The following is a 26499-nucleotide window of genomic DNA, read 5'->3' as shown; positions in this document are numbered from 1 at the left end:
TCGTCGAGCGCTGGATCCTCGCTCGGCTGCGCAACCACCGCTTCTACAGTCTGGCCGAACTGAACAAGGCGATCGGCAAACTGATCGCCGACCTGAACCGGCGCCCGTTCAAGAAGCTCGACGGCAACCGTCGCGAATGGTTCGAGCGACTCGATCGACCGGCGCTGCGCCCGTTGCCGGCACGCCGCTACGAGATCGCGACCTTCGTGAAGTGCCGCGTCAACATCGACTACCACGTCGAAGTCGATCACCACTATTACAGCGTCCCGCACAGCCTCGTGCGTCAGGAAGTCTATGCCCGCGTGACGCGCCACGGCGTCGAGATCCTGCACCGCGGCAAGCGCGTTGCCGCTCACGCCCGCAGCCGACTCCGGAACAAGCATACGACGTTGCCCGAGCACATGCCGGCGGCACACCGTGCCCACATGGAATGGACGCCAGGCCGGTTGTTGAACTGGGGCGCCTCGGTCGGTCCCGGCGCCGAGGCGATCGTCAAACATCTGTTGACCAACCGGCCCCATCCCGAGATGGGGTACCGCGCCTGTCTCGGACTCCTGTCGCTCTCACGCAAGTACGGCAAGGAACGGCTGGAAGCCGCCTGTCAGCGGGCGCTCGTGATCGGATCACCGACCCGTCGCTCCGTGCTGTCGATCCTCGAATCCGGCCTGGACCGACAGCCGATGCTCCCGATTCCGTCCACCGAATGGCATTCGCCCGATCACGAGAACGTGCGCGGGCCCGAGTATTACCACTGACCCAAGGAGGTCGCGATGTTGATGCAGCAAACCTTAACCCAGCTCAAGTCCCTGAAGCTCGACGGCATGGCCCGCGCGTTCGAGGAACAAGCGGCGTTGACCGCCAGCACCAGCCTATCGTTCGAAGAGCGCTTCGGCATGGTCGTCGAACGCGAGCTCGCCTGGCGCGATACTCGGCGGCTCGAACGGCTGCTGAAGTCTGCGAAACTCAAGAATCCCCAGGCCTGCATCGAGGACATCGAATACCGGCAGAGTCGCGGCATCGACAAGAGCGTCGTCGCCGCACTTGCTGGCTGCGACTGGATCCGTAATGCACAAAACCTCATCCTGACGGGACCGACCGGAGCAGGCAAGACGTGGATTGCGTGCGCGTTCGGTCAGCAGGCCTGCCGACAAGGCTTCTCCGTGATGTACGTCCGCGTTGCCCGGCTGTTCGAGGAATTGAAGATCGCGCACGGCGACGGCAGCTTCACGCGGCGGCTCGCGCAGCTCGCCAAGATGGACGTCCTCCTGCTCGACGACTGGGGCCTGCAGGACCTCGATCAGGGTGCCCGAAACGATCTGCTCGAAGTGCTCGACGATCGCGTTGGCACGCGCTCCACGATCATTACCAGCCAACTGCCATTGGAACACTGGCACGCCTGGCTGCAGGACCCGACGCTCGCCGACGCGATCCTCGACCGGCTCGTCCATCAGGCCCACAAGCTACCGTTGAAGGGCGAATCGATGCGGAAGACCAACGCCAAGCAGTCCTCCGCATCCTGATCGTGATCACCTTCGCTATAATCCATTGACCGCGCAACACCACCTTCCAAACTGATCACGTTCGCCGAAACGCCTGATCACCATCACCGAAATCCGCATTGGTATCTTCTGAACGACCTCGCCCGAACGGCATACGCAGCAGATCGATATGAATTCTGCGGCTGCCAGAAGCGTTGGGGGCAACTCTGGGGGCAACTCATCAACACTCCACAAACAACACCCTTACACTATGGGCCTCACATAGAATTATTTCATTCCGGCCCTGGCACCAGTATTTCGCAGCGTCATGCGCTGCACCTGTCGAAACCCGCGCAAGCTCGCCGCTTCGCGGGTTTCTTGTTTTTGCCGCGCGTTTTTCCCGCGCGCATCGCACACCGCAACGCGCACCCTCCGCCGGCGGTCCAAGCATCAGGACACGCAAGCACGGAGGCCGCTCATGTCCACGCGCGTCTTCTTTTCGAGCCGGTTTGGCCGCGGCATGCTCGTCGCGCTGCTGTCGATCATGCTGGGCGGATGCGATCTGCTCCGCGAGCCGCCCGTGCCCGACTGGCCTGGGCCGCATGCACCCTACCCGTTCCCGGACAACATTCCGCACCGCACCGAGTGACCGGCACGACCGACCTCGCCCCAAGGCGCGCGCCGCGCGTTCAGCCCTGCTCGCAGAACCGCAGGATCGCGTCCGCGACGGCCGCCGGCGCCTCGCGCTGCGGAAAGTGCCCGACGCCATCGAGCACGGTGCGCTCATAGCGGCCGGTGAAGAATCGCTCGCGCCCGGCCGAAGTCTCCGGCCCGTTGCAGGTATCCGCGCCGCCGTGCAGCACCAGCGTCGGCACCGACAGCACGGGCGCGGGCGTCAGTTGCGCTTCGTCTTCCGCATAGGCGGCCCCGCCGTCGACGAATCCCCAGCGATAACGGTACGAATGCAGCACCACGTCGATCCAGTCCGGCCCGTCGAAGGCAGTCGCCGCCGCGTCGAAGTCGCGCGCGTCGTACCAGCCAGCCGGCGACCACGTGTCCCACATCAGGCGCGCGAACGCACGGCGATCGTCGCGCAGCGCCTGCTCGCCGCGCGGTGTCGCCATGAACCAGTGGTACCAGTAGTTGCGCGCCTGCGGCAGCGACAGCGGCTGGGCCGGGTCGTTCGTGCCGTACCCCACCGACAGCATCACCAGATGCGAGGCCGCGCCGTCGCGCAATCCGCACGCGTTCGCAACCGCGCGGGCACCCCAGTCGTGCCCGACCAGGACCGGCCGTTCGATGCCGAGCACGTCGATGAATTCGAGCAGGTCGCGGGCAAGCGCCGCGAGCTGGCCGCTGCGCGGCGTCGCGGGATCGCGAAAGCGGGTCGGCGCGAAGCCGCGCAGCGCGGGTGCGAGCACGCGGTAGCCGTGCGCGGCCAGCGTTTCGGCCACGGCTTCCCAGCCGACCGGGCTGTCCGGCCAGCCATGCAGCAGCACGGCCACGCGTTCGCCGCGCGGATTCCATTCGAGATAGGCAAGTTCGAGCGACGCGGTCGTCGCATATCGATAAGCGGTCATGTGCACTCCAGTGAGTAAGCCTGAACAGCCCATGGTAGACCCGCCTTTCATCACGATTCGCGGCGTATCATCATTCATTCTTCGAATATTGCGTTGAATTACCCATGGAACCGCTGACCGATCCCGCGTCGACCGCGCTCGACATCGCGCTGTTGCGCACCTTCCTCGAAGTCGTCGACAGCCGCGGCTTCGCCCCGGCCGCGGAACGCCTGGCACTGACGCCGTCCGCGGTCAGCGGCCACATCAAGCGGCTCGAGCAGGCGGCCGGCACGGTGCTGCTCGCGCGCACCACGCGCCGCATCGCGCTCACGCCGGCCGGCGATACGCTGTACGCGTACGCGCGCAACATCGTCGACATGGAGCGCGAAGTGCGCGCCCGGCTGCGCGGCGCGTCGGCGTATGGCCGGCTGCGCGTGGGCGCGTCGGAAGACTTCGCGGGAACGTGGCTGCCGCAGGTGTTGCGCACGTTCCGCGACAGCCATCCGCGCACGTCGATCGAACTGAAGGTCGGCATCACCGCGGCGCTGCTGCGCGAGCAGACGCTGGGCCGGCTCGACGTCGTGTTCGGCAAGCAATGCCGGCAGGTCGACGCGCCGGGCGAACTGCTGTGGGAAGAGCCGCTGGTATGGGCGTTCGCGTCGGATACGCCGCTCGAGGCCGAAAGCGACGTGCCGCTCGCGCTGTTTCCGGAGCCATGCGTGTACCGGGAAGCTGCGGTATCCGCGCTCGCGGCCGCACTGAGGCGCTTTCGCGTGCAGTTCGAAAGCGCGAGCATGGCCGGCTGCGTGTCGGCCGCGCTCGCCGGCTTCGCGGTCACGGCGCTCGCGCGCAGCCAATTGCGCGACGGCCTGCGCGCATGCGGGCCGCGCGATGGCCTGCCGACGTTGCCGGCCGCACGCTTTTACGCGTTCGCCTCGAAGCCCGGCGGTGCCGGCGCCGCGCTGATCGACGCGGTGCGGGCCACCGGGCGCACGCGGCAGTTCTCGGCACACGCCGACTGAATGCGCGCGCCGGCCGCGATACAAGTCGCAGGCCGCCGCCCCCTTGGTCGCGGCCGGCGCGGGCGGGCGCGGCGCCCTTTTTCAGTCGCCGGTCGCTGCCGCGCCCGTGTCGTTCAGCGCATCCGCCATCAACTCCGCGAACCATTCGACGAACGCATTGAGCCGCCTCGACCGATGCCGGCGATGCGGATAGACGGCCGATACGTCCATCGGCGCGGCCCGATGGCCGGGCATCACCTCGACCAGCGCCCCGCTGTCGAGCAGATGCACGACGTCGAAGCGCGGAATCTGGATCAGCCCCATCCCGGCGATGCAGCTCGCGATATAGGTCTCGGCGTTGTTGACGATCACGCGGCTCGGCAGCGCCAGTGTGCGGTGCTCGCCGTCCGCGCAGTATTCCCAGCCGAGCTCGCGGCCGGTCGTCGGCGACGCATAGCCGATCGCCCAGTGCCCGTGCGCGAGCGCATCGGGGTGCTCGGGCACGCCGCATTCGCGCAGGTAGTCGGGGCTCGCGCAGTTGATCAGCGCGAACTGGCCGAGGGGCCGTACCACGAGGCTGCTGTCCGCGAGCCGCCCGACCCGGATCGCGCAGTCGACGCCCTCCTGCACGAGATCGATCGAGCGGTCCGTCGAGCCGAGCGACAGTTGCAGCTTCGGGTAGCGGCGAAACAGCGACGGCAGCGCGGGCGCGATCACGCGGCGCGCGATCCGGCTCGGCGCATCGACGTTCAGCCGCCCGATCACGTCGCGATCGCGGCGCCGGAACAGCCGGTCGAGCTCGTCGGCTTCCGCGAGCAGGCGCCGGCCACGCTCCAGCAGCAGCGCGCCGTCGGCCGTCAGCTGCACCTGCCGCGTCGTACGATGCAACAGGCGCGTGCCGAGCGCGGCCTCGAGTTGCTGGACGGCGGCCGACACCGTCGCGCGCGGCACGTCGAGCGCATGCGCGGCCTTGATGAAGCTGCCCATCTCGGCAACCTGAAGGAAGATCCTGACCTGGTCCAGCTTGTCCATCGGCGGGCGGAAAACGTGGGTTCGGACGACCGTCACCGGCAAGCGCCGCGCGTCGCGGCCGATCCCGGCGGCACAGAAGAAACGGGCGCGCGGTCTTGTGCCCGCGCGCCCGTCCATTGTCCATGCAAACGGTCCATTGCGGGTCGCCCGCGCGCACGCGACGACCGCCGGCACGGCCCGTTACTTGGTCGTATAGCCGCCGTTGATCAGGATCGTCTGACCGGTGATCCACCAGCCGTCGGTCACGAGATGGCGGATGAACGGCACGACGTCCTCGATGTCGGTGAGGCCCGTCTTGCTGAACGGCGACAGCGCGGCCGCCGTCTTGTGATACGCGACGGCGTCGGCGCCTTCGGCCGGATAAAAGAATGGCGTGTCCATCGGGCCCGGCCCGACCGCCGTCACCGAGATGCCGCGCGCGCCGTATTCCTTCGACGCGGCACGCGTGAAGTGCTCGACGGGCGCCTTCGATCCTTCATAGGCCGCATAGAACGGCGTGAACGCGCCGAGCAGCGACGTCACGAGCGTGACGAGCTTGCCGTGATCCTCGAGGTGTCGCCCCGCTTCCTTGATGAAGAAGAACGCGGACTTGCTGTTCACCGCGAACATCTCGTCGTATTCGGCCTCGGAGATTTCGGTGAACGGCTTCTTCAGCACCTTGCCGACGGTGTTGATCGCGATGTCGATCTTGCCGAAGCGCTGCTTCGCGTCGCCGAACAGCTTCTCGACCGCGGCGGCCGTCGTCAGATCGGCCTGGAACGTCGCGGCTTGCGCGCCGGCCGCGCGCACGGCGGCGGCCGTTTCTTCGGCCTGCGCCTGCGATGCCGCGCTGTTGTAGTGAATCGCCACCGCCTTCGCGCCGTGGCCGGCCAGATCCCAGGCGATCAGGCCGCCGAGATTCTTGGCGCCGCCTGCGATCAGGACGACCTTGTCTGCGAGCGTGTGAGTAGCCACGGTTGACTCCTTTTTGCGTTGGGTGAAGCTAGGAGTGTAGGCACGCGCGACGCGCCGGTCAGCCGGGCATGGCTGGATGAATTATCCAGAAAAGCGATCCAATCAGGCATCCGGAACGGTGGGCTACCCCACCGACGCGGGCGGCGAAATCTGCTTGGCCTTGGCGCGACACGTCGCACGGCCTCCTCGCACGCGTGAATCAGCGTGCGTAAAGCGCCGCGTCGATCTTGCCGAGCAGCCACTGCATCCCGGCCAGATGCTGCTGGTCGTGGCTGCACAGACAATGAACGAGGCCGCGCACGGTCAGCACGCCATAGCCGTCGAATTCGCCGGTGCGTGCAAGCTGCCCGGGCGTCAGGCGCGACACGACGTCGAGCGTCTCGCGCCGCGCGTCGCGGATCGCCGCGAGCACGTCGGACGCGTTCGCGGCGTCGTAGCGGCGCTCGATCGCGAGCGCGTCGCCGTCGACCGACACGAGCAGCGGATGATCCTCATCGAGCATCCGCCTCAACCGCACGTGGTAGCCGTCGATCTCGAAGTCGCGCACGTGGCAGAGTTGCCCGAGCGGCGAGAAGTGCTCGCTCGGGATGCCGTTCCAGTCGTCCGGGGTCCAGCGTGCATAGCCGTCCGGCACGGCGGCGAAATGGGCTTCGAGCTGGCGGGGAAAATCGGCGAGTGCATCGAGCGTCGTCGGATTCATGCGGCAAACTCCGTGTCGGGTGAAGACGGCAACAGCCCTGGCACGGACCCGCCGCCGCGGTGGCACTGCTTCACGCTGGAGCCATACGTACCTTGCGTGCGATGTCCACTTTCCATGAAGAAGGAACGTGCCCCGCGTCGCGCCCAGCGCTCCGCAGCTTACCAGCGCGGGCGAGTTCGTGCCGGCGCCGGCGCGCCGCTTGATAGAATGCGCGCGCTATGGATCTCGAAAGCATTCTCTACACGCAGGGCTTCGGCTCGCGCCGCCAGTGCCGCGGCCTGATCGAAACGGGCCGCGTCACCGTCGCGGGCGCGAGCGCGACCGACCCCGACGCGTCGTTCGACACCGACGGCCTCGTGTTCACGGTCGACGACATCGCCTGGCCGTTCCACGCCCGCGCATATCTCGCGCTCAACAAGCCGGCCGGCTACGAATGTTCGCGCGACCCGCAACACCACGCGAGCGTGTTCAGCCTGCTGCCCGCGCCGCTCGTCGCACGCGGCGTGCAGTGCGTCGGCCGCCTCGACCAGGACACGACGGGCCTGCTGCTGCTGTCCGACGACGGCCAGTTCGTGCATGCGTACACGTCTCCGAAGCGCAAGGTGCCGAAGACCTACGTCGCGACCGTGCGCCACCCGCTCGACGATGCCCAACTGGACGCGCTGCGCGCCGGCGTGCAGCTCCACGGCGAGCCGAAGCCGATCGCGGCGGTCGCCGCCGACGCGCGCGACACGCACGCGCTCGCGCTGACCGTCCTCGAAGGCAAATATCATCAGGTGAAACGCATGGTCGCCGCGGCCAGCAACCGCGTCGAGGCGCTGCACCGCGAAAGCATCGGCGGTTTCACGTTGCCGGACGACCTGGCGCCGGGCGCATGGCGCTGGCTCGGGGAAGACGACCTTTCAGCCCTGCGCAATTCCGTCAAAACCCTGTAAGGGAAAATCCGCACGATCGTTCGGTGCCCGGCCGCGTCGCGGCCGCACGATCCCCCGCTATACTGAAATCACAAGCTGTACGAGCAGCAATGCAGGGGAGACATCATGAACATCAACCATTCTTTCGAACTGTCGTACGTGACGATCGCCTTCGCGGTCGTGGGCGCCATTGTGATCGGCGGGCTGCTGGCCGCGATGCACATGAAGCACAAATATCATCCGAACCTGATCGGCGCGCTGATCGGCGCGCTGCTGTGCTTCCTGCTGATCGAGGCGTTACCGGCGCTCACCTGACGCGCCGCGCGGCGCGAGCGTTTGAAGGAATTCGTCTACGGTCGGATAGCGCAACGTCACGCACAATTCGGCCTTGAGCCGCGCATTCGACAGGCGCCGCGACTCGCGCATGAACGACAGAAGCGTCGGTTCGAGCCGATGCTCGGCGTCCGCGCGACTGATCCGCGGCGGCAGCGGCAGGCCGAACACCTGCGCGACCCGGTCGAAATACTCTCCCATCCGCAGTTCGCTGTCGTCCGACGCGTGCACGGCGCGCGCCGGCTTGCCGCGCACGGCCGCCCGCCGCAGGATCGCCGCGAGATCGTCCGCGTGGATATGGTTCGTGTAGACGTCGTCGGCCGCGTCGAGCGCCGGCGTGCCGCGCTCGAGCCGCGCGAGCGGCAGCCGGTTCGCCGCGTAGATGCCGGGAATGCGCACGATGCGCGCGGACAGCACGCCGCGCACCGTCGCCGCCCGCAACTGACGCTCGGCCGACACGCGCCGGAACGCGCGCGGATTCGCGGGGCGCAGCGGCTGCGTTTCGTCGATTCGCGCTCCGCCGCAATCGCCGTATACGCCCGTCGTGCTGGCGTAGACGAGCGTCGGCGCGCGAAGGGCGTCGGGTACAATACGCGCTGCCCGCGCCGGCACGCCGGCCTGCCGGGACGCGGCACGCAGCGTGCGGAGCCGGCCGACCGACGATACCGGCGGTGCGGATGGCCGCCGTGCAGGCACGGACAATGCGGCGATCAGCGCGCGGGTGCGGCGATCGTCGCGGCCGTCGGATTGCGGCGGCGCGAGATGCAGGATCGTGCGGGCGAGCCCCGCGATACGTCCGAGCGTCGCGCGGCGATCGAGGTCGCCGACGATCGGCGTCGCGCCTGCCGCGCGCAATTCGTCGCAGCGGCCCGGATGGCTCGTCAGCGCGAGGATGCGCAGGTTGCGGCGCGCGGCGCGCCATTGCGCGACGCAACGCAGGCCGACGTCGCCGCAGCCGACGATCAGTGCGCGCGGCCGGCGCAGGATTCGAGTCGCGATCATGATGGTTGCGAAATCAGTAGCCACCGTTGCGCGGCGCGCAACGGGTTTGCATTGTAGCTGCCGTGCCGACATGCACGGTCCCCACATTTTGTTCTATTTGGTTCTATGGCATTCAACGTTACTCTCAAGCAAAGCGGCCGGCAGTTCCAGGTCGAGTCGGACGAAACCGTGCTGGCGGCGGCGCTGCGCCAGAACGTCCATCTGCCGTACGGATGCAAGAACGGCGCGTGCGGCTCCTGCAAGGGCCAGATCGTGTCGGGCCAGATCGAACAGGGCCCGCACGCCGCGTCGGCACTGTCCAACGACGAACGCACGCGCGGCCTCGCGCTGCTCTGCTGTTCGAAGGCGCAATGCGACCTCGAGATCGACGTGCGTGAAATCGCCGGCGTCGACGGCGTGCAGGTGAAGAAGCTGCCGTGCCGGATCGCCGCGCTCGAGCGCCGCGCCGACGACGTGATGGTCGTGAAGCTGCAGTTGCCCGCCAACGAGCGCCTGCAATACCTCGCGGGCCAGTACGTCGAGTTCATCCTGAAGGACGGCTCGCGCCGCAGCTACTCGATGGCGAATGCGCCGCACGAGGAAGGCCCGATCGAGCTGCACATCCGCCACATGCCGGGCGGCAAGTTCACCGACCATGTGTTCGGCGCGATGAAGGAGCGCGACATCCTGCGCTTCGAAGGCCCGCTCGGCACGTTCTTCCTGCGCGAGGATTCCGACAAGCCGATCGTGCTGCTCGCATCGGGCACCGGGTTCGCGCCGATCAAGGCGATCATCGAGCACGTCAGGCATTCCGGCATCACGCGCCCGATGACGCTCTATTGGGGCGCACGCCGCAAGAAGGACATCTACCTCGGCGAGCTCGCCGAGCAATGGGCGCGCGAGATCCCGAACTTCAAGTACGTGCCGGTGCTGTCCGAGCCGGACGACGCCGACCAGTGGACGGGCCGCACCGGCTTCGTCCACCGCGCGGTGATCGAGGACCTGCCCGATCTGTCGGGCCACCAGGTGTACGCGTGCGGCGCGCCGGTGATGGTCGAATCCGCGCAGCGCGACTTCACGCAGCACCACGCGCTGCCGGCCGACGAGTTCTACGCGGACTCGTTCACGAGCGCCGCCGATCTCGCGCACCCGGTCTGAGCACCGGGCGCGCCCGCGTCCCCGCTGCGCGCCGCCGTGTCACATCCGTGGCATCGCGGCGGTTTACAGTGGGGCGCGGGATGCCTTATGCTTGCGCACATGAACCGCTTCCTGTCCGCTCTCCGACGTCGCCGCTCGCCGCTCCGCCCGGATGCCGCCGGCTCGTCACGGACTCGCGCGTAACCCTCCCTCCGCTTCACCGGTTACGCACAAGCTGTTCGACCTACCAGCCACGGCCTTCCGTGGCTTTTTTATTGCCCGTTTCCCTTTCAACGTCCGCTGGAGTCTGCTGTCATGTCCCTGAACGATTACCCGATCGACTCGCTGATGTACATCACGAACCGCCCCGACATCGTGTTTACGCACGGCAAGGGTTCGTGGCTCTACGATCACACCGGCAAGCGCTATCTGGACTTCATTCAGGGCTGGGCCGTCAACAGTCTCGGCCACTGCAACGACGGCATCGTCGAAGCGCTGAAGACGCAGGCCGAGAAGCTGCTGAACCCGTCGCCCGCGTTCTACAACGAACCGATGGCGAAGCTCGCGGGGCTGCTGACGCAGCACAGCGTGTTCGACAAGGTGTTCTTCACGAACAGCGGCGCGGAAGCGAACGAAGGCGCGATCAAGCTCGCGCGCAAATGGGGCCGCAAGTTCAAGAACGGCGCGTACGAGATCATCACGTTCGACCACAGCTTCCACGGCCGCACGCTCGCGACGATGTCGGCCAGCGGCAAGCCGGGCTGGGACACGATCTACGCACCGCAAGTGCCGGGCTTCCCGAAGGCCGAGCTGAACGACATCAACTCGGTCGAGAAGCTGATCACCGACAAGACCGTCGCGGTGATGCTCGAACCGATCCAGGGCGAAGGCGGCGTGATTCCGGCGACGCGTGAATTCATGCAGGCGCTGCGTGCGCTGACGAAGCAGCACGACCTGCTGCTGATCGTCGACGAAGTGCAAAGCGGCTGCGGCCGCGCGGGCACGCTGTTCGCGTACGAGCTGTCCGGCATCGAGCCGGACATCATGACGCTCGCGAAGGGCATCGGCGGCGGCGCACCGCTCGGCGCGCTGCTGTCGAAGGCCGACGTCGCGGTGTTCGAGGCCGGCGACCAGGGCGGCACGTACAACGGCAACCCGCTGATGACGGCGGTCGGCCATTCGGTGATCTCGCAACTCGTCGCGCCCGGCTTCCTCGAAGGCGTGCGCGCGCGCGGCGAATACCTGAAGCGCAAGCTGCTCGAGCTGTCGGAGGAGCGCGGTTTCGAAGGCGAACGCGGCGAAGGCCTGCTGCGCGCGCTGCTGCTCGGCAAGGACATCGGCCCGCAGATCGTCGAGAAGGCCCGCGACATGCAGCCCGACGGCCTGCTGCTGAACGCGGCGCGCCCGAACCTGCTGCGCTTCATGCCCGCGCTGAACGTCACGACCGAGGAAATCGACCAGATGATGGCGATGCTGCGGTCGATCCTCGACACGCTCTGAGGAGACCGCCGCGATGGATGCCGCCGCCGATGCTGTCGCTATCCGCCCGTTCGAACGCGCCGACACCGATGCCGTGCTCGCGGTCTGGCGCGACGCGTTCCCGCAGTACGACGAAGCCGGCGCGCCGCCGCACCGCGATCCGCTGCGATCGATCGAGCTGAAGCTCGCGACGCAGCCGGAACTGTTCTTCGTCGCGACCAGCGGCGCGCGCGTCATCGGCACGCTGATGGCGGGTTTCGACGGACATCGCGGCTGGCTCTACTCGTTCGGCGTGTCGAACGATGCACGGCGACTCGGCATCGGCCGCGCGCTGATCGCGCATGCGGAACGCGCGCTCGCCGCGCGCGGCTGCCTGAAGATCAATCTGCAGGTGCTGCCCGGCAACGACGATGCGTGCCGCTTCTATGCGGCGCTCGGCTATCGCGTCGAGGAACGCATTTCGTTCGGCAAGACGCTGCCGGCCGCCTGACGCCGGCAGCCCCCCCATCAGCGCGTGATCGGCCCCGCGTCCGGCAGCGGATTGCCAAGCGCGTCGGTCGGCACGGCCTGCTGCTCGAACGCCGCGAAATACGCGGCCCACTGCGACTCGCTCACGCGCACGATCAGCGCGCCGTCCTGCCAGACGTCGTTGTGATCGTTGTGGTCGTCGCCCGCGCGGTGCAGGTAGTTCGAGCCCGTCGACCCCTGGTTCATGTGCGTGTCGTGAATGCCGTTGCCTTCCGAATACGTGCGGCCGAACACGACGACGTCGAGCCCCTGCGACTGCGCGGCGTTGACGAGCCGCAGCAGTGACGGGATCGGCTCCGGGTTCTCGGTACCGTCCATCACCGCGCTGGCGCGCCATGCGCCCGTCTCGTTCAGGATGTCGCTGCGCAGATAGTCGAGCGCCGGCAGCGCGGTTTGCCCGGTGAGATCGGTGTAGCCTTCGGCCGCGGCCGCGAGCGTTGCCGTGACCGGATGATGGAAATCGTAGACGAGCTTGTAGCACAGCAGGTCGTCCGCGTCGTTGGTGCCGACGTTGATCGCGACGTCCCAGTCGCCCGTCGGCAGTGCGAGTGTCAGGTGGATGTGATACTGGATCTCGCTGCCATGCGGCGAGCCCTTCAGCTGCGCCACCGACGTCACCTTCGCCTTCACGAAACCGTAGTCCAGACTCATGCGTGCTCTCCGTGTCCCGATGGATCGACCATGCTACGCAGCCCGCGTGTCGGTTTGCGGACCGCCGGTTGCGGACGGCCGGTCGCGGACGGCCGGTTGCCGCGTCCGGCGCCGCATGGTCGCCGTCACCGCCGAATGAATGGAGTCGCCTCCGCACGCACAAGTTCGCCGCCGGGCGCGCCGCACGAAAAAAAAGCTGCCACGGCATCCCGTGACAGCTTTTCGAAAGCCCTTGCGCGGCACGCCGGCATCCGCCGCCGCGCCGCACCGGGCTCGGTCATTCACCCAGATACGCGGCCCGCACCTTCGGATCGTCGAGCATCTGCTTCGCGTCGCCTTCCATCGTGACCGTGCCCGAGTCCATCACATAACCGCGGTCGGCCGCCTGCAGCGCGAGGCGTGCGTTCTGCTCGACCAGCAGCACCGTGATGCCCTCCTTCGAGATCTCGCGCACCACTTCGAAGATCTTCTCGACCATGATCGGCGACAGGCCCATCGACGGCTCGTCGAGCAGCAGGAGCTTCGGCTTCGACAGGATCGCGCGCGACATCGCCAGCATCTGCTGCTCGCCGCCCGACAGCGTGCCCGCAAGCTGCGTCGCACGCTCCTTCAGACGCGGGAAGAAGCCGAACATCCGGTCGACGTCCTTCTTGATCTGCTCCTTGTCGTTGCGCAGATACGCGCCCATCTGCATGTTCTCGATGATCGACATCCGCGCGAAGATCCCGCGACCTTCCGGCACCATCGCGAGCCCGCGCTTGAGCAGTTCGTGCGACGGCACGCCCTTGATCGACTTGCCGTCGTACTCGATGTCGCCTGCCGAATACGGCTTGAGACCCGTGATCGCCTTCATCGTCGTGGTCTTGCCCGCGCCGTTCGCGCCGATCAGCGTCACGAGCTCGCCCTGACGGACTTCCATGTCAACACCCTTGACGGCCTGGATGCCGCCGTAGTTGACCTGCAAGCCCTTGATTTTCAACATTGCCGCTGCCATCAGTGCACCCCTGCGCCGAGATATGCCTCAATCACCTTCGGATTCTTCTGCACGTCCTGCGGCAGACCCTCGGCGATCACCTTGCCGTAATCGAGCACCGTCATCCGGTTGCACAGTCCCATCACGAGCTTCACGTCGTGCTCGATCAGCAGAATCGTGCGGCCGTCCGAGCGGATCTTGTCGAGCAGGCGCGTGAGTTCGACCTTCTCGGTCGCGTTCATCCCGGCCGCCGGCTCGTCGAGCGCGAGCAGCTTCGGGTCGGTCGCCAGCGCGCGGGCGATTTCCAGCCGGCGCTGGTGGCCGTACGACAGGTTGCGCGACGTATAGTCCGCATACTGCAGCACGCCGACGTATTCGAGCAGCTCGATCGCGCGTTCCTTGATCTCGCGCTCTTCCTGGCGTTCGGCCGGCGTCTGGAACACCGCGCCGAGCAGCCCGTGCTTGGTGCGCACGTGGCGGCCCACCATCACGTTCTCGAGCGCGGTCATCCCGCCGAACAGGCGAATGTTCTGGAACGTGCGCGCGATGCCCGTCTTCGCGACCTGGTGCACCGCGGTCGGCTTGTATTCCGTGCCGTCGAGCTTGAACTCGCCGGAGTCCGGCGTGTACAGGCCCGTGATCACGTTGAAGAACGTGGTCTTGCCGGCGCCGTTCGGGCCGATCAGGCCGTAGATCTCGCCTTCCTTGATCTCGAGGCCGACGTCGGACAGTGCCTGCAAGCCGCCGAAGCGCTTGTTCACGCCTTTGACGGACAGTCGGATTTGCTTGTCGCTCATGTGTGATATCCCCTTGTCCGTTGGTTAAGCGCGCACCGGCTTCTTGCTGTTGCGCTTCGCCAGTTTCGCGATCTTGTCCTCATGCTTCGGCGCCGGCCACAGGCCTTCCGAGCGATACAGCATGATGATCACCATCGCGAGGCCGTACAGCGCCTGACGGATCACTTCGGTATCGACGATGTCGTGACCGAAGATCGCATGCTGCAGCGGGCTCATCGTCGAGCGCAGGAACTCCGGGAAGATCGCGAGCAGCACCGCACCGAGGATCACGCCCGGAATGTGGCCCATGCCGCCGAGCACCACGCAGGCCAGCACGACGATCGATTCCCAGAACGTGAACGATTCCGGCGACACGAAGCCCTGGAACGAACCGAACATCGCGCCCGACAGGCCGCCGAACGATGCACCCATCGCGAACGCGAGCAGCTTCACGTTACGGGTGTTGATGCCCATCGCCTTTGCGGCGATTTCGTCTTCGCGGATCGCGGCCCAGGCACGGCCGATACGCGAGTGCTGCAGGCGCGTACACGTCCAGATCACCAGCAGCGAGCAGAGCACGAACAGGTAGTAGTACATGTACACCGACGGCAGCTGGAAGCCGAACAGCGAGTGCGTCTGCGACAGGTTGAAGCCGCCGACGTGCACCGGATCGATGCCCGTGATCCCCTTCGGGCCGTTGGTGATGTTCACCGGACGGTCGAGGTTGTTCATGAAGATCCGGACGATTTCACCGAAGCCGAGCGTCACGATCGCCAGGTAGTCGCCGCGCAGACGCAGCGTCGGCGCGCCGAGCAGGATCCCGAAGGTCGCCGCCAGCGCCATCGCGATCGGCACGATGATCAGGAACGGGATGTGCAGGCCGTTCGGCGCGAGCGCCGCGATCCACTCGAACTGCGAGCTCAGGTGCGGCGAGCTCAGCAGCGCCGCCGTGTATGCGCCCACCGCGTAGAACGCGATGTAGCCCAGGTCGAGCAGGCCGGCGAAGCCGACCACCACGTTAAGACCCAGCGCGAGCATCACGTACAGCATCGCGAAGTCGAGCACGCGGACCCAGTAATTGCCGCCTGCCGAGCCGATGATGATGGGCGCCGCGATCACGAAGGCCGCGGTCAGGATGCCGATGACGACGGTCTTCGTCGTGTTGCGTTCTTCGACGAGCGACGTCGAGGATTCGATCGGTTGAATGGATGTCATGTTGTTTGCTCCCTTCCGTTACGCGCGGTCCGCGACACGTTCACCCAGCAGGCCCGACGGACGGAACACCAGCACGATGATCAGCACGATGAATGCGAACACGTCCTGGTAGTTACTGCCGAATACGCCGCCCGTGAGGTTGCCGATGTAACCCGCGCCGAGCTGCTCGATCAGGCCGAGCACCACGCCGCCGACCATCGCGCCGCCGAGGTTGCCGATCCCGCCGAGCACCGCCGCCGTGAACGCCTTCATGCCGGGGATGAAGCCCATGTAGAAGTGCACGTTGCCGTATTCGGACGCGATCATCACGCCGGCCAGCGCGGCGAGCGCGGAGCCGATCATGAACGTCGCCGAGATCACGAAGTTCGGGTTCACGCCCATCAGGCTCGCGGTGTTCGGGCTTTCGGCGATCGCACGCATCGCGCGGCCGAGCTTGGTCTTGTGCACGAGCAGCAGGAGGCCTGCCATCACGATGAACGCCACCGCGATGATCACGATTTCAGTCACCGAGATCACGGCGCCGGGCGTCGTGTCGGTCGCCTTGATCACGTTGATCGGATCGGTCGGCAGCAATTGCGGGAACGGCAGCGGGTTGCGCGACCAGATGATCATCGCGGCCGTCTGCAGCAGGATCGACACGCCGATCGCGGTGATCAGCGGGGCGAGACGCGGCGCACGGCGCAGCGGCCGGTACGCGACACGTTCGATCGTGTAGCCCACGCACGCGCAGACGACGGCGGCGATGCCAAGGCCGATCGTCAGCGTCGCGACGTTGCCGAGTCCGGGGAAATGGTTCTGCAGCACGGTGATCGCCGACAGGGCGACCATCGCGCCGATCATCAGCACGTCGCCGTGCGCGAAGTTGATGATGCCGAGAATGCCGTACACCATCGTGTAACCCAACGCGATGATGGCGTACACACTGCCGAGCACCAGCCCGTTGAGGATCTGCTGGATGAAAATATCCATTTAAAGCTCCTTGGCCCATGCTGCCGGAGGACGTTGCGCCCCGCGGGTAAGCGAGGAATCGCGCCTTCTCGGCGACACTGCGGGTACTAGTCGATACCGGTAAGGGTGGATCGTCCCGGCGCGCGCCGCCCGGCCTGTACGGCCGGACCTGCCGCCGGAGCGGATACAGAAACGGCACCGCACTGTTCCGGTGCCATCATGAGTCCCGTCGCTAAATCGTCACGACATCGAGGACGGTGTACTTGGCCTCCTTGAAGTCGTAGGGCAGCGTGCCGCAACGGTGTCCGGTTGCCCGAACGCCGTGCCTTTTTCCGTCCGGGCCGGGGCGAACCCCGCTTCCGGGCAGATCAGGTTCCGCGCCGCGTCGCCCGCGGGCTCGACCACCTTGGCGGCGCACATGCCGTTGTCGCCAAGGATTTGCACTCCGATGCCGGACGCCGTCGCCTGCGCTGCAAGCGGGCCGTCCGCCGCCGCCCGCGCGGCGCCCGAACCGGCATCGCGAAGGTGGCGCCCGACTTTCGTCAGGACTGCGTCGGAATCCGTGAAACGAAGCAGCCCGCCCGCCGCGACGCGATGGGTCGCGGCGACACGCTGTTTCGTCGAATCGAAATGAAAGGGGATCAGTGACATCTGCACGTCGCCTGCGTTGCCCCGAAACCCGGGCGTCCGTCGTTCGACGCGCCCTGCTGTCGCCGCACCACGGTCCGCGGCTCGTTGTCGGACAATCTGCATGCCCGTCGCCCGGTCGATGGCAGCGCCGCCGGCGCGTGCTGCCCGCCGTGCCGAATGCATGCCGATCTTCGAGCCCTGCGCGTTGATTTCCTCGATCGCCAAACGTGCCCCGTTGTCCTTGTCACTGTCCGATTGCGCAACGCGGCACGCCGACGGCACCGCACGACCGGTTCCGGCAGCGCGCACGTCGCTGGCAGCCGGTACTGCGCGTGCCGCAGCGTCCCTGCCCGCCTCGTCGTCGCTCTTTTTGCTGCAGCCGGCAAGCATTGCAACCGGTGCGGCGACGGACATGGCGTAAGCCAACTTCACATGCATCGAGTAGGTCTCCCGCGCCTTGCCAAAACCCGATTTCAAAGCCATTCCGGCCTGAAAACGGGCGCATTGTAACTCCATTTATAGGACGCCAATAATCCTGATTCGATGGGGTTTTCCTGCATTGCAACCATTTTTGAGAGACGGTTAAGCGCGGCGATAGCAACCGGGTTGCACCATTGGTGTGAATAATGGTTGCGATCTCATTTTCGCAACGCAAAAAAAAGCGCGCCAAACGGCGCGCTTCGGGGTATCGCGGGTGCGATGCGGCAATCAGGCGGCAGGCGGCAGGTTCAGCCCGCGCGGCAGCGGAAACGACACGTTTTCCTCGATGCCGTCGAGTGCGCGGACGTTGCGCACGCCTAGCTCGCGCAGCCGCGCGATCACGGCCTGGGCGAGCACTTCCGGCGCCGATGCGCCGGCCGTCACGCCGATGCGGCGCTTGCCGGCGACCCATGCCGGATCGATCTGATCGGGTGCGTCGACCATGTACGCGGCCACGCCGCGCTTCTCGGCCACTTCACGCAGGCGGCTCGAATTCGAGCTGTTCGGGCTGCCGACGACGATCACGACGTCGCACTGCGGTGCCATGAACTTCACCGCATCCTGGCGGTTCTGCGTCGCGTAGCAGATGTCCTGCTTCTTCGGTTCGCGAATCTTCGGATACTTCGCCTTCAGCGCGCCGATGATCTCGGCGGCGTCGTCCACGGACAGCGTCGTCTGCGTAACGAGCGCGATGCGCTCGGGATCGGCGAGCTCGAGCTTCTGCACGTCCTCGACGCTTTCGACGAGATGCATGCCGCGCTCGACCTGCCCCATCGTGCCCTCGACTTCCGGATGGCCCTTGTGGCCGATCATCACGATGTCGACCCCGTCCTGGCGCATCTTCGCCACTTCGACGTGCACCTTCGTGACGAGCGGGCAGGTTGCGTCGTAAATGCGCAACCCGCGCACGTCCGCCTCGTCGCGCACGGCCTTCGACACGCCGTGCGCGCTGAAGATCACGGTGTTGCCGGCCGGCACTTCCTCGAGTTCCTCGACGAAGATCGCGCCTTTCTTCTTCAGATCCTCGACCACGTACTTGTTGTGGACGATTTCGTGACGGACGTAGATCGGCGCACCGTGCATCGCGATCGCGCGCTCGACGATCTCGATCGCGCGATCGACGCCCGCGCAGAAGCCACGCGGCTGGGCCAGCAGGATTTCGGCATCGGCGGCGACGGTCTGCCCGGACAGCGTATCGGTGGTGCTCATGATTACAGGATTCCGATGATTTTCACTTCGAACGTGAGCGCTTGGCCCGCGAGCGGATGATTGAAGTCGAACAGCGCCGAGGTTTCGCTGACTTCCTTCAGCACCCCTGCATAGCGGCCGCCGTCCGGCGCGTTGAACTCGATCAGGTCGCCCGGCGTGAAATCGTCGCCGACCATCCCGTTCTCGCGCAGCGTCGACAGCGTCACGCGCTGGAGCATGTCGGGATTGCGGGGACCGAACCCCTGCTCGGGCGTTAGCTGATAAGTCGAATGGTCGCCCACCCTGAGCCCGATCAGAATCTGTTCCAGCGAGGGCGCCAGTTGCCCCGCGCCGAGCAGCAGCGTAGCGGGCTTGTCGGAGAAGGTGTTGACGATGTCGGCGCCGTCGGCCAATGCAAGCCGGTAATGCAGCGTGACATGGGAACCGGGCTTCACTTCGGATAGATCGATGATGCTCATGAATGACTCGTGTTCGTCGGCGCCCGAACTGGCCGAAAGGCCCGGCGCAAAGTCAATATTGTAAGTCACCTGAGCGCGCAAGGCTGAAAGTGCGACGACATCGCGCCCGCGCCCGCCGCCAATGGAGTCTGGATCATGCTGTCACCCTGTCCCGCCGCACCGGCGACCGAATGTCGCGACACCGCCGATGCCCCCGTCGCTCCGGCCCGCCTCATCGACGCAGCCAGGCCGCCGGGCAAGCGCCGCCCGCGAAACTGGAAACCCCATCTGCCGCGCGAGCGCTTGCTGGAACGCGGGCCGGCGGCGCTGACCGACGCGGAGCTGATCGCGCTGCTGCTCGGCACGGGCGGCGGCGGCCACGACGTGTTCGCCAGCGCCCGCGCGCTGCTCGCACGTTTCGACGATTCGCTGCGCGACATGCTCGACGCGGAGCCCGGCGCGTTCGCCATGCACCCCGGCATCGGCCCCGCGCGCTCGGCGGTGCTGATCGCGGTAACGGAGATCGTGCGGCGCGCACTGGCCGAGAAAGCCCGCGAGCGGATGCAGATCGGCTCGCCAGGCGCGGTCGAGGATTATCTGCGGCTCCGGATCGGCACGCGTCCGCACGAGGTGTTCGTCACGCTGTACCTGGACGCCCGTCACGGTCTCATCGACGTGGAAGAGAGCGCCCGCGGCTCGCTGACGCGAATGGTTGTCTATCCGCGCGAGATCGTGCGGCGCGCGCTCATGCTGAATGCCGCCGCGCTGATCATCGCTCACAATCACCCGTCCGGCGCGGTGCAGCCGAGCGCGGAGGATCGCCGCCTGACGCGCATGCTGCACGAAGCGCTCACGCTCGTCGACGCGAAGCTGCTCGATCACGTGGTCGTCGGCACCGCCGATACATTTTCGTTCGCACGCGCCGGTTGGCTGTAGACTGTGGCCCGGCGACCCGCCCCGGGGTGGCCGCAACGACGAAGCGAAATTAGGTTTGATTTTTCTGAACTTTTTCTGCTAGAATCGTCGTCTGTCTTTTTTCCAACCAGTTCTAGCCATCGAAGGGCCTTGTCTGTAAAGGCTTCGGCGTTCTGAGTGCAGCCATGGATCACGTGGCGGTACGATGGAACCTTCATCGGCGATCGAACCCCGAATTTAGCGTATTAGGAGTGCTCTCATGGCACGCGTATGCCAAGTAACTGGGAAAGCGCCGATGAGCGGCAACAACGTTTCCCACGCAAACAACAAGACGAAGCGCCGCTTCCTGCCGAACCTGCAAAACCGCCGGTTCTGGGTGGAGAGCGAAAACCGCTGGGTGCGCCTGCGCGTCTCGAACGCCGGCCTGCGCCTGATCGACAAGAACGGCATCGATTCCGTGCTCGCTGACCTGCGCGCACGCGGCGAAGCCTAAGCCCAAGGAGCACAATCATGGCAAAAGGCGCACGCGACAAGATCAAGCTCGAGTCGACCGCTGGTACGGGTCACTTCTACACGACCACGAAGAACAAGCGCAACATGCCGGAAAAGATGGCGATCAAGAAGTTCGATCCCGTCGTCCGCAAGCATGTGGAATACAAAGAAACCAAGATCAAGTAATCTCCGGTTTCTGCCAGCCTGACGGCGACCAAAAAGCCCCGCACATGCGGGGCTTTTTGTTTTGCGCGCACGCGCGGGCCCGACGCGGTATGCTCTCCCCTTTCCGCGGCCACGGTCGACGGAACGCACAAGAGCTAAAGCGTAACGATGGAGATGCAGCATGAAATTCGACGTGGCGATCGTCGGCAGCGGCCTGGCAGGGCTGTCGGTCGCACTCAACCTGGCCAGCACGCGACGTGTCGCGCTGATCGCGAAACGTTCGATGATGGAGGGAGCAAGCGATAACGCGCAAGGCGGCATCGCGGCCGTCCTCGATTCGGCGGACAGCATCGAGAACCACGTCGACGACACGCTGGTCGCCGGCGGCGGCCTGTGCGACGAAGGCGCGACGCGCTACATCGTCGAGCACGGCCGCGAAGCGATCGAGTGGCTGATCTCGCAAGGCGTGCCGTTCACGAAGGACGATGCGGCCGAACTCGGTTTCCATCTGACGCGCGAAGGCGGCCACAGTCACCGTCGAATCATCCACGCGGCCGACGCGACCGGCCATGCGGTGCTCGCGACGCTGTCCGACCGCGCGCGCCAGCATCCGAACATCACGTTCTTCGAAAACCACCATGCGATCGACCTGATCACGTCGGACCGGCTCGGGCTGCCCGGCCGCCGCTGTCACGGGCTGTATGCGCTCGACGTCGACAACGATCGCACGATCACGATCGAGGCGCCGCACACGGTGCTCGCGACCGGCGGCGCCGGCAAAGTCTACCTGTACACGACGAACCCCGACACCGCGACCGGTGACGGCATCGCGATGGCGTGGCGCGCGGGCTGCCGCGTGTCGAACATGGAATTCATCCAGTTCCACCCGACCTGCCTGTTCCATCCGTACGCGAAATCGTTCCTGATTTCGGAGGCCGTGCGCGGCGAAGGCGGCCTGCTGAAGCTGCCGGACGGCACGCGCTTCATGCCCGCGCACGATCCGCGCGCGGAACTCGCGCCGCGCGACATCGTCGCGCGCGCGATCGACTTCGAGATCAAGAAGCGCGGGATCGACTGCGTGTATCTCGATATCAGCCACCAGCCGGAAGCCTTCCTGCGCGAACACTTCCCGACGATCCACGCGCGCTGCCTCGAATTCGGCATCGACATCGCGAAGCAGCCGATTCCGGTCGTGCCGGCCGCGCACTACACGTGCGGCGGCGTCGTCACCGACCTCGCGGGACGCACCGATCTCGCGGGCTTGTATGCGGTCGGCGAGACGTCGTACACGGGGCTGCACGGTGCGAACCGGCTTGCGAGCAATTCGCTGCTCGAATGTCTCGTGATCGGCCGCGCGGCGGCCGAGGCAATCGAGGCGGCCGGCTTCGACGCCGAAACGCCGGGCACGCTGCCCGCATGGGACGAAAGCCGCGTGTCGGATGCGGACGAGGAAGTCGTCGTGGCGCACAACTGGGACGAACTGCGCCGGTTGATGTGGAACTACGTCGGCATCGTGCGTACCGACAAGCGTCTCGAGCGCGCAAAGCACCGGTTGTCGCTGCTGCGCGACGAGATCCACGAGTACTACGCGAACTTCCGCGTGACGCGTGACCTGCTCGAACTGCGCAATCTCGTCGACGTTGCGACGCTGATCGTGAAGAGCGCGTATTCGCGCCGCGAAAGCCGCGGGCTGCACTACAGCCGCGACTGGCCGCACACGTTGCCGAAGGCGCTGCCGAGCGTGCTCACGCCCCGCTCGCGCCGCTGAGCGGCACGCCCTTCCGGCTTGCAGCCCACGAAAAAAGCCGCTGGCGTTTGCGCGCCAGCGGCTTTTTTCGTCAGACGGTATGTCGCGCGGTCAGTCGACGATCCGCATCGAATAGTCGGTCGCGTGCACATCCTTCGTCAGCGCGCCGATCGAGATGCGGTCGACGCCCGTCTCCGCGAACGTGCGCACCGTATCGAAATTGACACCGCCCGACACCTCGAGCACGGCGTTGCCGGACGCAACGCGCACCGCCTCGCGCATCATGTCTAGCGTGAAGTTGTCGAGCAGCACCGACTGCGCGCCATGCGCGAGCGCCGTATCGAGCTGCGCGAGCGTCTCGACTTCGACCTGCACCGGCACGCCGGCATCGAGCGCGAACGCCGCATCGAGCGCTTCACCGACACCGCCGGCTGCCGCGATATGGTTTTCCTTGATCAGGATGCCGTCGTACAGCGCGAGACGCTGGTTCTCGCCGCCGCCGACGCGCACCGCGTACTTCTGCGCGAGCCGCAGGCCCGGCAGGGTCTTGCGCGTATCGAGGATCTTCGCGCGCGTGCCTTCGACGCGATCGACGTAACGACGCGTCGCGCTCGCGACGCCCGACAGCAATTGCAGGAAATTCAGCCCGTTGCGCTCGGCCGTCAACAGCGCGCGCGCCGGCCCTTCGAGTTCGCAGACCGTCGAATCCGGCGTCATCCGGTCGCCTTCGCGATACCGCCACTGCACGACGATCGACGGATCGATTCGCGCGACGACGGCCTCGAACCACGGCACGCCGCACAACACCGCCTCCTCGCGCACGATGATGCGCGCACGGCGCCGCTCGCCTGCCGGCACGAGCCGCCCGGTCTGGTCGCCGGTGCCGACGTCTTCGGCGATCGCATCGGCGACGTTGCGCGCGATCGCTTCGTCGAATGCCGCGCCGTATTGGGCGCGCACGGCTTCGAACAACGGAGAGACTGCGCTGGTCATGCAGCCCCCACGTTCGCAAACAGTTGCTGATCGCGCTGCAGATCGCCGCTCGCCTGCACGCGCTTCTTGTGCGCCGCTGCGAAATCGAGCATCCGGTCGATCGGCAAACGCGCGCGCGCGCCGATCGCGGGATCGACGAAGATCTCGTTGTGACCGCGCTCGAGCACGTCGGCGAGGTTCGCGAGGCCGTTCATCGCCATCCACGGGCAATGGGCGCAGCTCTTGCAGGTCGCGCTGTTGCCGGCCGTCGGCGCGGCGATGAAGGTCTTGCCGGGCGCCGCGAGCTGCATCTTGTGCAGGATGCCGAGGTCGGTCGCGACGATGAAGTGCGTCGCGTCGAACTTCACGGCAGCGTCGATCAGCTGCGTCGTCGAGCCGACGACGTCCGCCTGCGCGACAACGTTTTCCGGCGACTCGGGATGCACGAGCACCTTCGCGTCCGGATACTCGGCACGCAACAGGTCGAGCTCGATGCCCTTGAATTCGTCGTGGACGAGGCACGAGCCCTGCCACAACAGCATGTCCGCGCCGGTTTTCTTCTGGATGTAGCTGCCGAGATGGCGATCGGGTGCCCAGATGATCTTCTCGCCCCGTGCGTGCAGGTCGGCGACGATCTCAAGGCCGATCGACGACGTGACCATCCAGTCGGCGCGCGCCTTCACGGCGGCGCTGGTATTCGCGTAGACGACGACGGTGCGGTCGGGATGCGCATCGCAGAACGCGGAGAATTCGTCGACCGGGCAGCCGAGATCGAGCGAGCAGGTCGCGTCGAGATCGGGCATCAGTACGCGCTTGCCGGGGCTCAGGATCTTCGCGGTTTCGCCCATGAAGCGCACGCCGGCGACGACGAGCGTCTGTGCGTCGTGGTCGCGGCCGAAGCGGGCCATTTCGAGCGAATCGGCGACGCAGCCGCCGGTTTCGTCGGCCAGTTCCTGCAGCTCGGCATCCACGTAGTAGTGAGCGACGAGCACGGCCTTTTCACGCGCGAGCAGCGCCTTGATGCGCGCCTTCAGTGCGGTGCGTTCTTCGGCGGACGGTGCCTCGGGCACCTTGGCCCACGCCTGGCCCACGCCGCAGACGGTCCCTGCCGAGATCGGCCGGTCGTACTCGACGGGTTTGATCGTCGATTGCATCTCCATATCTCCTGTCGACCAGAGTTAGTGCTTCAGCACTTACTCGGGTCCCATGCTTCGCGGTCGACCAGAGTTAGTGCGTGAGCACCTGCTCTGGCCCCATCCTCTACGCTTGCCCCGGGGCGCCACGTCGGCGCGGCCCCGAGTCTCATGCGAATTCCGGCACGTCGGGTCGCCCTTCGAAAACCGGCCGCCCAAATGAAAAAACCCCGCCAACGCGGGGTTTGTGACGTCCTGAGATTCTAATCGATTTCGAATCAGGCGTAGCGACGCAGGCGCGTCGCAAATTCCTGCAGCGCCTTGATGCCGCTTTGTTCCGCGCGATGGCACCAATCCTGCAATTGCGCGAGCAGTTGTTCGCGCGAGGCGGTCGAGCGATCCCAGATCGCGGCCAGATCCTGGCGCAGCTGGAAGTACGTATGCAGCTTCTGGCTGTTCGCGAAAATCTCCGGCAGCAGCTTCTTCTGCGGCTCGTCGAGGCCGTCGGCGTCCTTGTGAAACCACTTGCGCGCGCCGCGCATCAGCTGGTACTTCTCGCTCGAACCGAGTTCCTTCAGATGCGCGAGCTCCTGGCGGTACGCACGCTTCACGGCCTTGCCGTAGCGCGCCATCACTTCGTAACGGTTCGACAGCACGGCCTGCAGCGTTTCCTGGTCGAGCACCGTCTTCGGCTTGTTCAGACGCGGCGTCGGCGCAACCTTCTTCACCTTTGCGAGACCGAATGCCGACATGATGCGGATGTACATCCAGCCGATGTCGAACTCGTACCACTTGTTCGACAGCTTCGCCGACGTCGCGAACGTGTGGTGGTTGTTGTGCAGCTCTTCGCCGCCGATCACGATGCCCCACGGGAACAGGTTCGTGCTCGCATCGGCCGAGTTGAAGTTGCGGTAGCCCCAGAAGTGGCCGAAGCCGTTCACGACACCCGCGGCCCAGAACGGGATCCAGACCATCTGCACGGCCCACACGGTCAGGCCGAGCACGCCGAACAGTGCGATGTCGATCACCATCATCAGGCTCACGCCGAGGATCGGGTACTTCGAGTACAGATTGCGCTCGATCCAGTCATTCGGCGTGCCGTGGCTGAACTTGCGCATCGTTTCTTCGTTCTTCGCTTCCGCGCGATACAGCTCGGCGCCTTCGAGGAACACCTTCCAGATGCCGCGCGTCTGCGGGCTGTGCGGATCTTCCTCGGTTTCGCACTTCGCGTGGTGCTTGCGATGGATCGCGGCCCACTGGCCCGTCAGCATGCCGGTCGTCATCCACAGCCAGGCACGGAAGAAGTGACTCGCGATCGGGTGCAGCTCCAGCGCGCGGTGCGCCTGGCACCGGTGCAGGTAGACCGTCACACCGATGATCGTGACGTGCGTGACGGCGAGCGCGAACAACGCGACCTGCCACCACGAAAAGCGCAGGAGCCCGTGGGAAAGAAAATCGAGCAGGGAATTCAACAAGGCAGTTACCTGTGGTGAGAGCGATGCCGGCGCAAGCCGACGTCATAAAAATGAAAGCATACCGCGTGTAGACCGGAATTTTACTTCAACCGTTCCAAGTCTTTGTAAAAAATGAATATTTTCTTGTCTTGACGCAACGCAAACAGTCCATCGGCGGACCGGGAAAGCGCGGCGATCCGGTTCTG

General features: G+C 66.0%; 27 protein-coding genes and 2 pseudogenes. 13 read left to right on the top strand and 16 right to left on the bottom strand.

Annotation, left to right across the window (positions count from 1 at the left end):
* The 3 genes and pseudogenes from istA to HWX22_RS24465 form a co-directional block, all read left to right on the top strand.
* Positions 1 to 755: pseudogene (gene istA / locus HWX22_RS24475) on the top strand (IS21-like element ISBmu3 family transposase); the annotation flags it as partial.
* A 15-nt stretch (positions 756 to 770) separates the two neighbouring features.
* The gene (istB, locus tag HWX22_RS24470; protein WP_006400877.1) at positions 771 to 1520 is read left to right on the top strand and encodes an IS21-like element ISBmu3 family helper ATPase IstB; all 750 of its coding nucleotides are present in this window, start codon (positions 771 to 773) and stop codon (positions 1518 to 1520) included.
* Between the two features lie 436 nt (positions 1521 to 1956).
* Positions 1957 to 2127 carry a hypothetical protein gene (locus HWX22_RS24465; protein ID WP_175908034.1) on the top strand — a complete coding sequence of 57 codons (171 nt, stop codon included), beginning with the start codon at positions 1957 to 1959 and terminating at the stop codon, positions 2125 to 2127.
* A gap of 40 nt (positions 2128 to 2167) precedes the next feature.
* On the opposite strand, the gene HWX22_RS24460 is transcribed toward HWX22_RS24465, so the two are convergent.
* Complete coding sequence (locus tag HWX22_RS24460; RefSeq protein WP_175908035.1) at positions 2168 to 3058, bottom strand: alpha/beta hydrolase; 891 nt, start codon at positions 3056 to 3058, stop codon at positions 2168 to 2170.
* A 104-nt stretch (positions 3059 to 3162) separates the two neighbouring features.
* On the opposite strand from HWX22_RS24460, the gene HWX22_RS24455 reads away from it, so the two are divergent.
* Complete coding sequence (locus tag HWX22_RS24455; protein WP_175908037.1) at positions 3163 to 4059, top strand: LysR family transcriptional regulator; 897 nt, start codon at positions 3163 to 3165, stop codon at positions 4057 to 4059.
* Between the two features lie 81 nt (positions 4060 to 4140).
* On the opposite strand, the gene HWX22_RS24450 is transcribed toward HWX22_RS24455, so the two are convergent.
* The 3 genes from HWX22_RS24450 to HWX22_RS24440 form a co-directional block, all read right to left on the bottom strand.
* On the bottom strand, positions 4141 to 5070 hold the full coding sequence (locus HWX22_RS24450) for a LysR family transcriptional regulator (RefSeq protein WP_175916567.1): 930 nt from the start codon (positions 5068 to 5070) through the stop codon (positions 4141 to 4143).
* 180 nt (positions 5071 to 5250) lie between these two features.
* On the bottom strand, positions 5251 to 6024 hold the full coding sequence (locus HWX22_RS24445) for an SDR family oxidoreductase (protein ID WP_175908041.1): 774 nt from the start codon (positions 6022 to 6024) through the stop codon (positions 5251 to 5253).
* Between the two features lie 199 nt (positions 6025 to 6223).
* Positions 6224 to 6724 (bottom strand): DinB family protein, encoded by a 501-nt coding sequence (locus HWX22_RS24440; protein WP_175916566.1) that lies wholly within the window; start codon positions 6722 to 6724, stop codon positions 6224 to 6226.
* Positions 6725 to 6942: 218 nt separating this feature from the next.
* On the opposite strand from HWX22_RS24440, the gene HWX22_RS24435 reads away from it, so the two are divergent.
* Together HWX22_RS24435 and HWX22_RS24430 are read left to right on the top strand one after the other, a co-directional pair.
* Positions 6943 to 7659 (top strand): 16S rRNA pseudouridine(516) synthase, encoded by a 717-nt coding sequence (locus HWX22_RS24435; RefSeq protein ID WP_175916565.1) that lies wholly within the window; start codon positions 6943 to 6945, stop codon positions 7657 to 7659.
* 105 nt (positions 7660 to 7764) lie between these two features.
* Positions 7765 to 7953 carry a hypothetical protein gene (locus HWX22_RS24430; RefSeq protein ID WP_175916564.1) on the top strand — a complete coding sequence of 63 codons (189 nt, stop codon included), beginning with the start codon at positions 7765 to 7767 and terminating at the stop codon, positions 7951 to 7953.
* Here HWX22_RS24430 and HWX22_RS24425 read toward each other — a convergent pair.
* The gene (locus HWX22_RS24425; RefSeq protein WP_175916563.1) at positions 7936 to 8973 is read right to left on the bottom strand and encodes an NAD-dependent epimerase/dehydratase family protein; all 1038 of its coding nucleotides are present in this window, start codon (positions 8971 to 8973) and stop codon (positions 7936 to 7938) included. The two genes, HWX22_RS24430 and HWX22_RS24425, sit on opposite strands and share 18 nt — an antisense overlap.
* 105 nt (positions 8974 to 9078) lie before the next feature.
* On the opposite strand from HWX22_RS24425, the gene HWX22_RS24420 reads away from it, so the two are divergent.
* From HWX22_RS24420 to HWX22_RS24410, 3 genes are all read left to right on the top strand, one after another.
* On the top strand, positions 9079 to 10110 hold the full coding sequence (locus tag HWX22_RS24420; RefSeq protein ID WP_059527685.1) for a CDP-6-deoxy-delta-3,4-glucoseen reductase: 1032 nt from the start codon (positions 9079 to 9081) through the stop codon (positions 10108 to 10110).
* Between the two features lie 294 nt (positions 10111 to 10404).
* A complete protein-coding gene (locus HWX22_RS24415) occupies positions 10405 to 11589 on the top strand; it encodes an acetylornithine transaminase (RefSeq protein WP_059527689.1) in 1185 nt (394 codons plus the stop codon).
* A gap of 13 nt (positions 11590 to 11602) precedes the next feature.
* Complete coding sequence (locus HWX22_RS24410; RefSeq protein ID WP_175916562.1) at positions 11603 to 12058, top strand: GNAT family acetyltransferase; 456 nt, start codon at positions 11603 to 11605, stop codon at positions 12056 to 12058.
* A gap of 17 nt (positions 12059 to 12075) precedes the next feature.
* Here HWX22_RS24410 and HWX22_RS24405 read toward each other — a convergent pair whose 3' ends face one another.
* From HWX22_RS24405 to HWX22_RS24370, 8 genes and pseudogenes are all read right to left on the bottom strand, one after another.
* Positions 12076 to 12747, bottom strand: coding sequence for a DUF2278 family protein (locus HWX22_RS24405; protein ID WP_175916561.1), 672 nt, complete (start codon positions 12745 to 12747; stop codon positions 12076 to 12078).
* A 277-nt stretch (positions 12748 to 13024) separates the two neighbouring features.
* Complete coding sequence (locus HWX22_RS24400) at positions 13025 to 13741, bottom strand: ABC transporter ATP-binding protein (RefSeq protein ID WP_027785191.1); 717 nt, start codon at positions 13739 to 13741, stop codon at positions 13025 to 13027.
* Positions 13741 to 14517, bottom strand: coding sequence for an ABC transporter ATP-binding protein (locus HWX22_RS24395; protein ID WP_011352945.1), 777 nt, complete (start codon positions 14515 to 14517; stop codon positions 13741 to 13743). Before HWX22_RS24395 ends, HWX22_RS24400 begins: the two co-directional genes overlap by 1 nt.
* Positions 14518 to 14541: 24 nt before the next feature.
* Positions 14542 to 15711 (bottom strand): ABC transporter ATP-binding protein, encoded by a 1170-nt coding sequence (locus HWX22_RS24390; RefSeq protein WP_175908053.1) that lies wholly within the window; start codon positions 15709 to 15711, stop codon positions 14542 to 14544.
* A gap of 18 nt (positions 15712 to 15729) precedes the next feature.
* Complete coding sequence (locus tag HWX22_RS24385) at positions 15730 to 16680, bottom strand: branched-chain amino acid ABC transporter permease (RefSeq protein WP_059468282.1); 951 nt, start codon at positions 16678 to 16680, stop codon at positions 15730 to 15732.
* A gap of 211 nt (positions 16681 to 16891) precedes the next feature.
* A pseudogene (locus HWX22_RS24380) lies at positions 16892 to 17727 on the bottom strand (branched-chain amino acid ABC transporter).
* Between the two features lie 270 nt (positions 17728 to 17997).
* Positions 17998 to 18978 carry a 4-hydroxy-3-methylbut-2-enyl diphosphate reductase gene (gene ispH / locus HWX22_RS24375; RefSeq protein WP_006488968.1) on the bottom strand — a complete coding sequence of 327 codons (981 nt, stop codon included), beginning with the start codon at positions 18976 to 18978 and terminating at the stop codon, positions 17998 to 18000.
* A gap of 2 nt (positions 18979 to 18980) precedes the next feature.
* Positions 18981 to 19436, bottom strand: a complete 456-nt coding sequence (locus HWX22_RS24370; RefSeq protein ID WP_059468284.1) for a peptidylprolyl isomerase — start codon at positions 19434 to 19436, stop codon at positions 18981 to 18983.
* Positions 19437 to 19571: 135 nt separating this feature from the next.
* Here HWX22_RS24370 and radC point away from each other — a divergent pair, with 135 nt between their 5' ends.
* From radC to nadB, 4 genes are all read left to right on the top strand, one after another.
* Positions 19572 to 20351, top strand: coding sequence for a DNA repair protein RadC (gene radC, locus HWX22_RS24365; protein WP_059692221.1), 780 nt, complete (start codon positions 19572 to 19574; stop codon positions 20349 to 20351).
* Positions 20352 to 20589: 238 nt separating this feature from the next.
* Positions 20590 to 20823 (top strand): 50S ribosomal protein L28, encoded by a 234-nt coding sequence (rpmB, locus tag HWX22_RS24360; protein WP_004186391.1) that lies wholly within the window; start codon positions 20590 to 20592, stop codon positions 20821 to 20823.
* Between the two features lie 17 nt (positions 20824 to 20840).
* Positions 20841 to 21008, top strand: a complete 168-nt coding sequence (rpmG, locus tag HWX22_RS24355; protein WP_006478046.1) for a 50S ribosomal protein L33 — start codon at positions 20841 to 20843, stop codon at positions 21006 to 21008.
* A gap of 160 nt (positions 21009 to 21168) precedes the next feature.
* The gene (gene nadB / locus HWX22_RS24350; protein ID WP_059692220.1) at positions 21169 to 22755 is read left to right on the top strand and encodes an L-aspartate oxidase; all 1587 of its coding nucleotides are present in this window, start codon (positions 21169 to 21171) and stop codon (positions 22753 to 22755) included.
* A 90-nt stretch (positions 22756 to 22845) separates the two neighbouring features.
* On the opposite strand, the gene nadC is transcribed toward nadB, so the two are convergent.
* The 3 genes from nadC to HWX22_RS24335 form a co-directional block, all read right to left on the bottom strand.
* Positions 22846 to 23727, bottom strand: a complete 882-nt coding sequence (gene nadC, locus HWX22_RS24345; protein ID WP_175916560.1) for a carboxylating nicotinate-nucleotide diphosphorylase — start codon at positions 23725 to 23727, stop codon at positions 22846 to 22848.
* Complete coding sequence (gene nadA, locus HWX22_RS24340) at positions 23724 to 24860, bottom strand: quinolinate synthase NadA (RefSeq protein ID WP_059820932.1); 1137 nt, start codon at positions 24858 to 24860, stop codon at positions 23724 to 23726. The genes nadC and nadA overlap by 4 nt, the downstream gene beginning before the upstream one ends.
* Before the next feature lie 257 nt (positions 24861 to 25117).
* A complete protein-coding gene (locus tag HWX22_RS24335; protein WP_059527709.1) occupies positions 25118 to 26314 on the bottom strand; it encodes an acyl-CoA desaturase in 1197 nt (398 codons plus the stop codon).
* Positions 26315 to 26499: the final 185 nt, after the last annotated feature.

The sequence above is a fragment of the Burkholderia sp. BCC1638 genome (assembly GCF_902833195.1).
In the GTDB taxonomy this organism is placed as follows: Bacteria; Pseudomonadota; Gammaproteobacteria; order Burkholderiales; family Burkholderiaceae; genus Burkholderia; species Burkholderia diffusa.
Note: the sequence above shows the minus strand (reverse complement) of the source record. Positions and strands in the feature narration are given on the sequence as shown.

What these genes read in the sequence shown, in the direction of transcription:
- istB (WP_006400877.1), top strand. Translation starts at nt 771, where the DNA reads ATGTTGATGCAGCAAACCTTAACCCAGCTCAAGTCCCTGAAGCTCGAC.
- HWX22_RS24465 (WP_175908034.1), top strand. Translation starts at nt 1,957, where the DNA reads ATGTCCACGCGCGTCTTCTTTTCGAGCCGGTTTGGCCGCGGCATGCTC.
- HWX22_RS24460 (WP_175908035.1), bottom strand. Translation starts at nt 3,058, where the DNA reads ATGACCGCTTATCGATATGCGACGACCGCGTCGCTCGAACTTGCCTAT.
- HWX22_RS24455 (WP_175908037.1), top strand. Translation starts at nt 3,163, where the DNA reads ATGGAACCGCTGACCGATCCCGCGTCGACCGCGCTCGACATCGCGCTG.
- HWX22_RS24450 (WP_175916567.1), bottom strand. Translation starts at nt 5,070, where the DNA reads ATGGACAAGCTGGACCAGGTCAGGATCTTCCTTCAGGTTGCCGAGATG.
- HWX22_RS24440 (WP_175916566.1), bottom strand. Translation starts at nt 6,724, where the DNA reads ATGAATCCGACGACGCTCGATGCACTCGCCGATTTTCCCCGCCAGCTC.
- HWX22_RS24435 (WP_175916565.1), top strand. Translation starts at nt 6,943, where the DNA reads ATGGATCTCGAAAGCATTCTCTACACGCAGGGCTTCGGCTCGCGCCGC.
- HWX22_RS24430 (WP_175916564.1), top strand. Translation starts at nt 7,765, where the DNA reads ATGAACATCAACCATTCTTTCGAACTGTCGTACGTGACGATCGCCTTC.
- HWX22_RS24425 (WP_175916563.1), bottom strand. Translation starts at nt 8,973, where the DNA reads ATGATCGCGACTCGAATCCTGCGCCGGCCGCGCGCACTGATCGTCGGC.
- HWX22_RS24420 (WP_059527685.1), top strand. Translation starts at nt 9,079, where the DNA reads ATGGCATTCAACGTTACTCTCAAGCAAAGCGGCCGGCAGTTCCAGGTC.
- HWX22_RS24415 (WP_059527689.1), top strand. Translation starts at nt 10,405, where the DNA reads ATGTCCCTGAACGATTACCCGATCGACTCGCTGATGTACATCACGAAC.
- HWX22_RS24410 (WP_175916562.1), top strand. Translation starts at nt 11,603, where the DNA reads ATGGATGCCGCCGCCGATGCTGTCGCTATCCGCCCGTTCGAACGCGCC.
- HWX22_RS24405 (WP_175916561.1), bottom strand. Translation starts at nt 12,747, where the DNA reads ATGAGTCTGGACTACGGTTTCGTGAAGGCGAAGGTGACGTCGGTGGCG.
- HWX22_RS24400 (WP_027785191.1), bottom strand. Translation starts at nt 13,741, where the DNA reads ATGGCAGCGGCAATGTTGAAAATCAAGGGCTTGCAGGTCAACTACGGC.
- HWX22_RS24395 (WP_011352945.1), bottom strand. Translation starts at nt 14,517, where the DNA reads ATGAGCGACAAGCAAATCCGACTGTCCGTCAAAGGCGTGAACAAGCGC.
- HWX22_RS24390 (WP_175908053.1), bottom strand. Translation starts at nt 15,711, where the DNA reads ATGACATCCATTCAACCGATCGAATCCTCGACGTCGCTCGTCGAAGAA.
- HWX22_RS24385 (WP_059468282.1), bottom strand. Translation starts at nt 16,680, where the DNA reads ATGGATATTTTCATCCAGCAGATCCTCAACGGGCTGGTGCTCGGCAGT.
- ispH (WP_006488968.1), bottom strand. Translation starts at nt 18,978, where the DNA reads ATGAGCACCACCGATACGCTGTCCGGGCAGACCGTCGCCGCCGATGCC.
- HWX22_RS24370 (WP_059468284.1), bottom strand. Translation starts at nt 19,436, where the DNA reads ATGAGCATCATCGATCTATCCGAAGTGAAGCCCGGTTCCCATGTCACG.
- radC (WP_059692221.1), top strand. Translation starts at nt 19,572, where the DNA reads ATGCTGTCACCCTGTCCCGCCGCACCGGCGACCGAATGTCGCGACACC.
- rpmB (WP_004186391.1), top strand. Translation starts at nt 20,590, where the DNA reads ATGGCACGCGTATGCCAAGTAACTGGGAAAGCGCCGATGAGCGGCAAC.
- rpmG (WP_006478046.1), top strand. Translation starts at nt 20,841, where the DNA reads ATGGCAAAAGGCGCACGCGACAAGATCAAGCTCGAGTCGACCGCTGGT.
- nadB (WP_059692220.1), top strand. Translation starts at nt 21,169, where the DNA reads ATGAAATTCGACGTGGCGATCGTCGGCAGCGGCCTGGCAGGGCTGTCG.
- nadC (WP_175916560.1), bottom strand. Translation starts at nt 23,727, where the DNA reads ATGACCAGCGCAGTCTCTCCGTTGTTCGAAGCCGTGCGCGCCCAATAC.
- nadA (WP_059820932.1), bottom strand. Translation starts at nt 24,860, where the DNA reads ATGCAATCGACGATCAAACCCGTCGAGTACGACCGGCCGATCTCGGCA.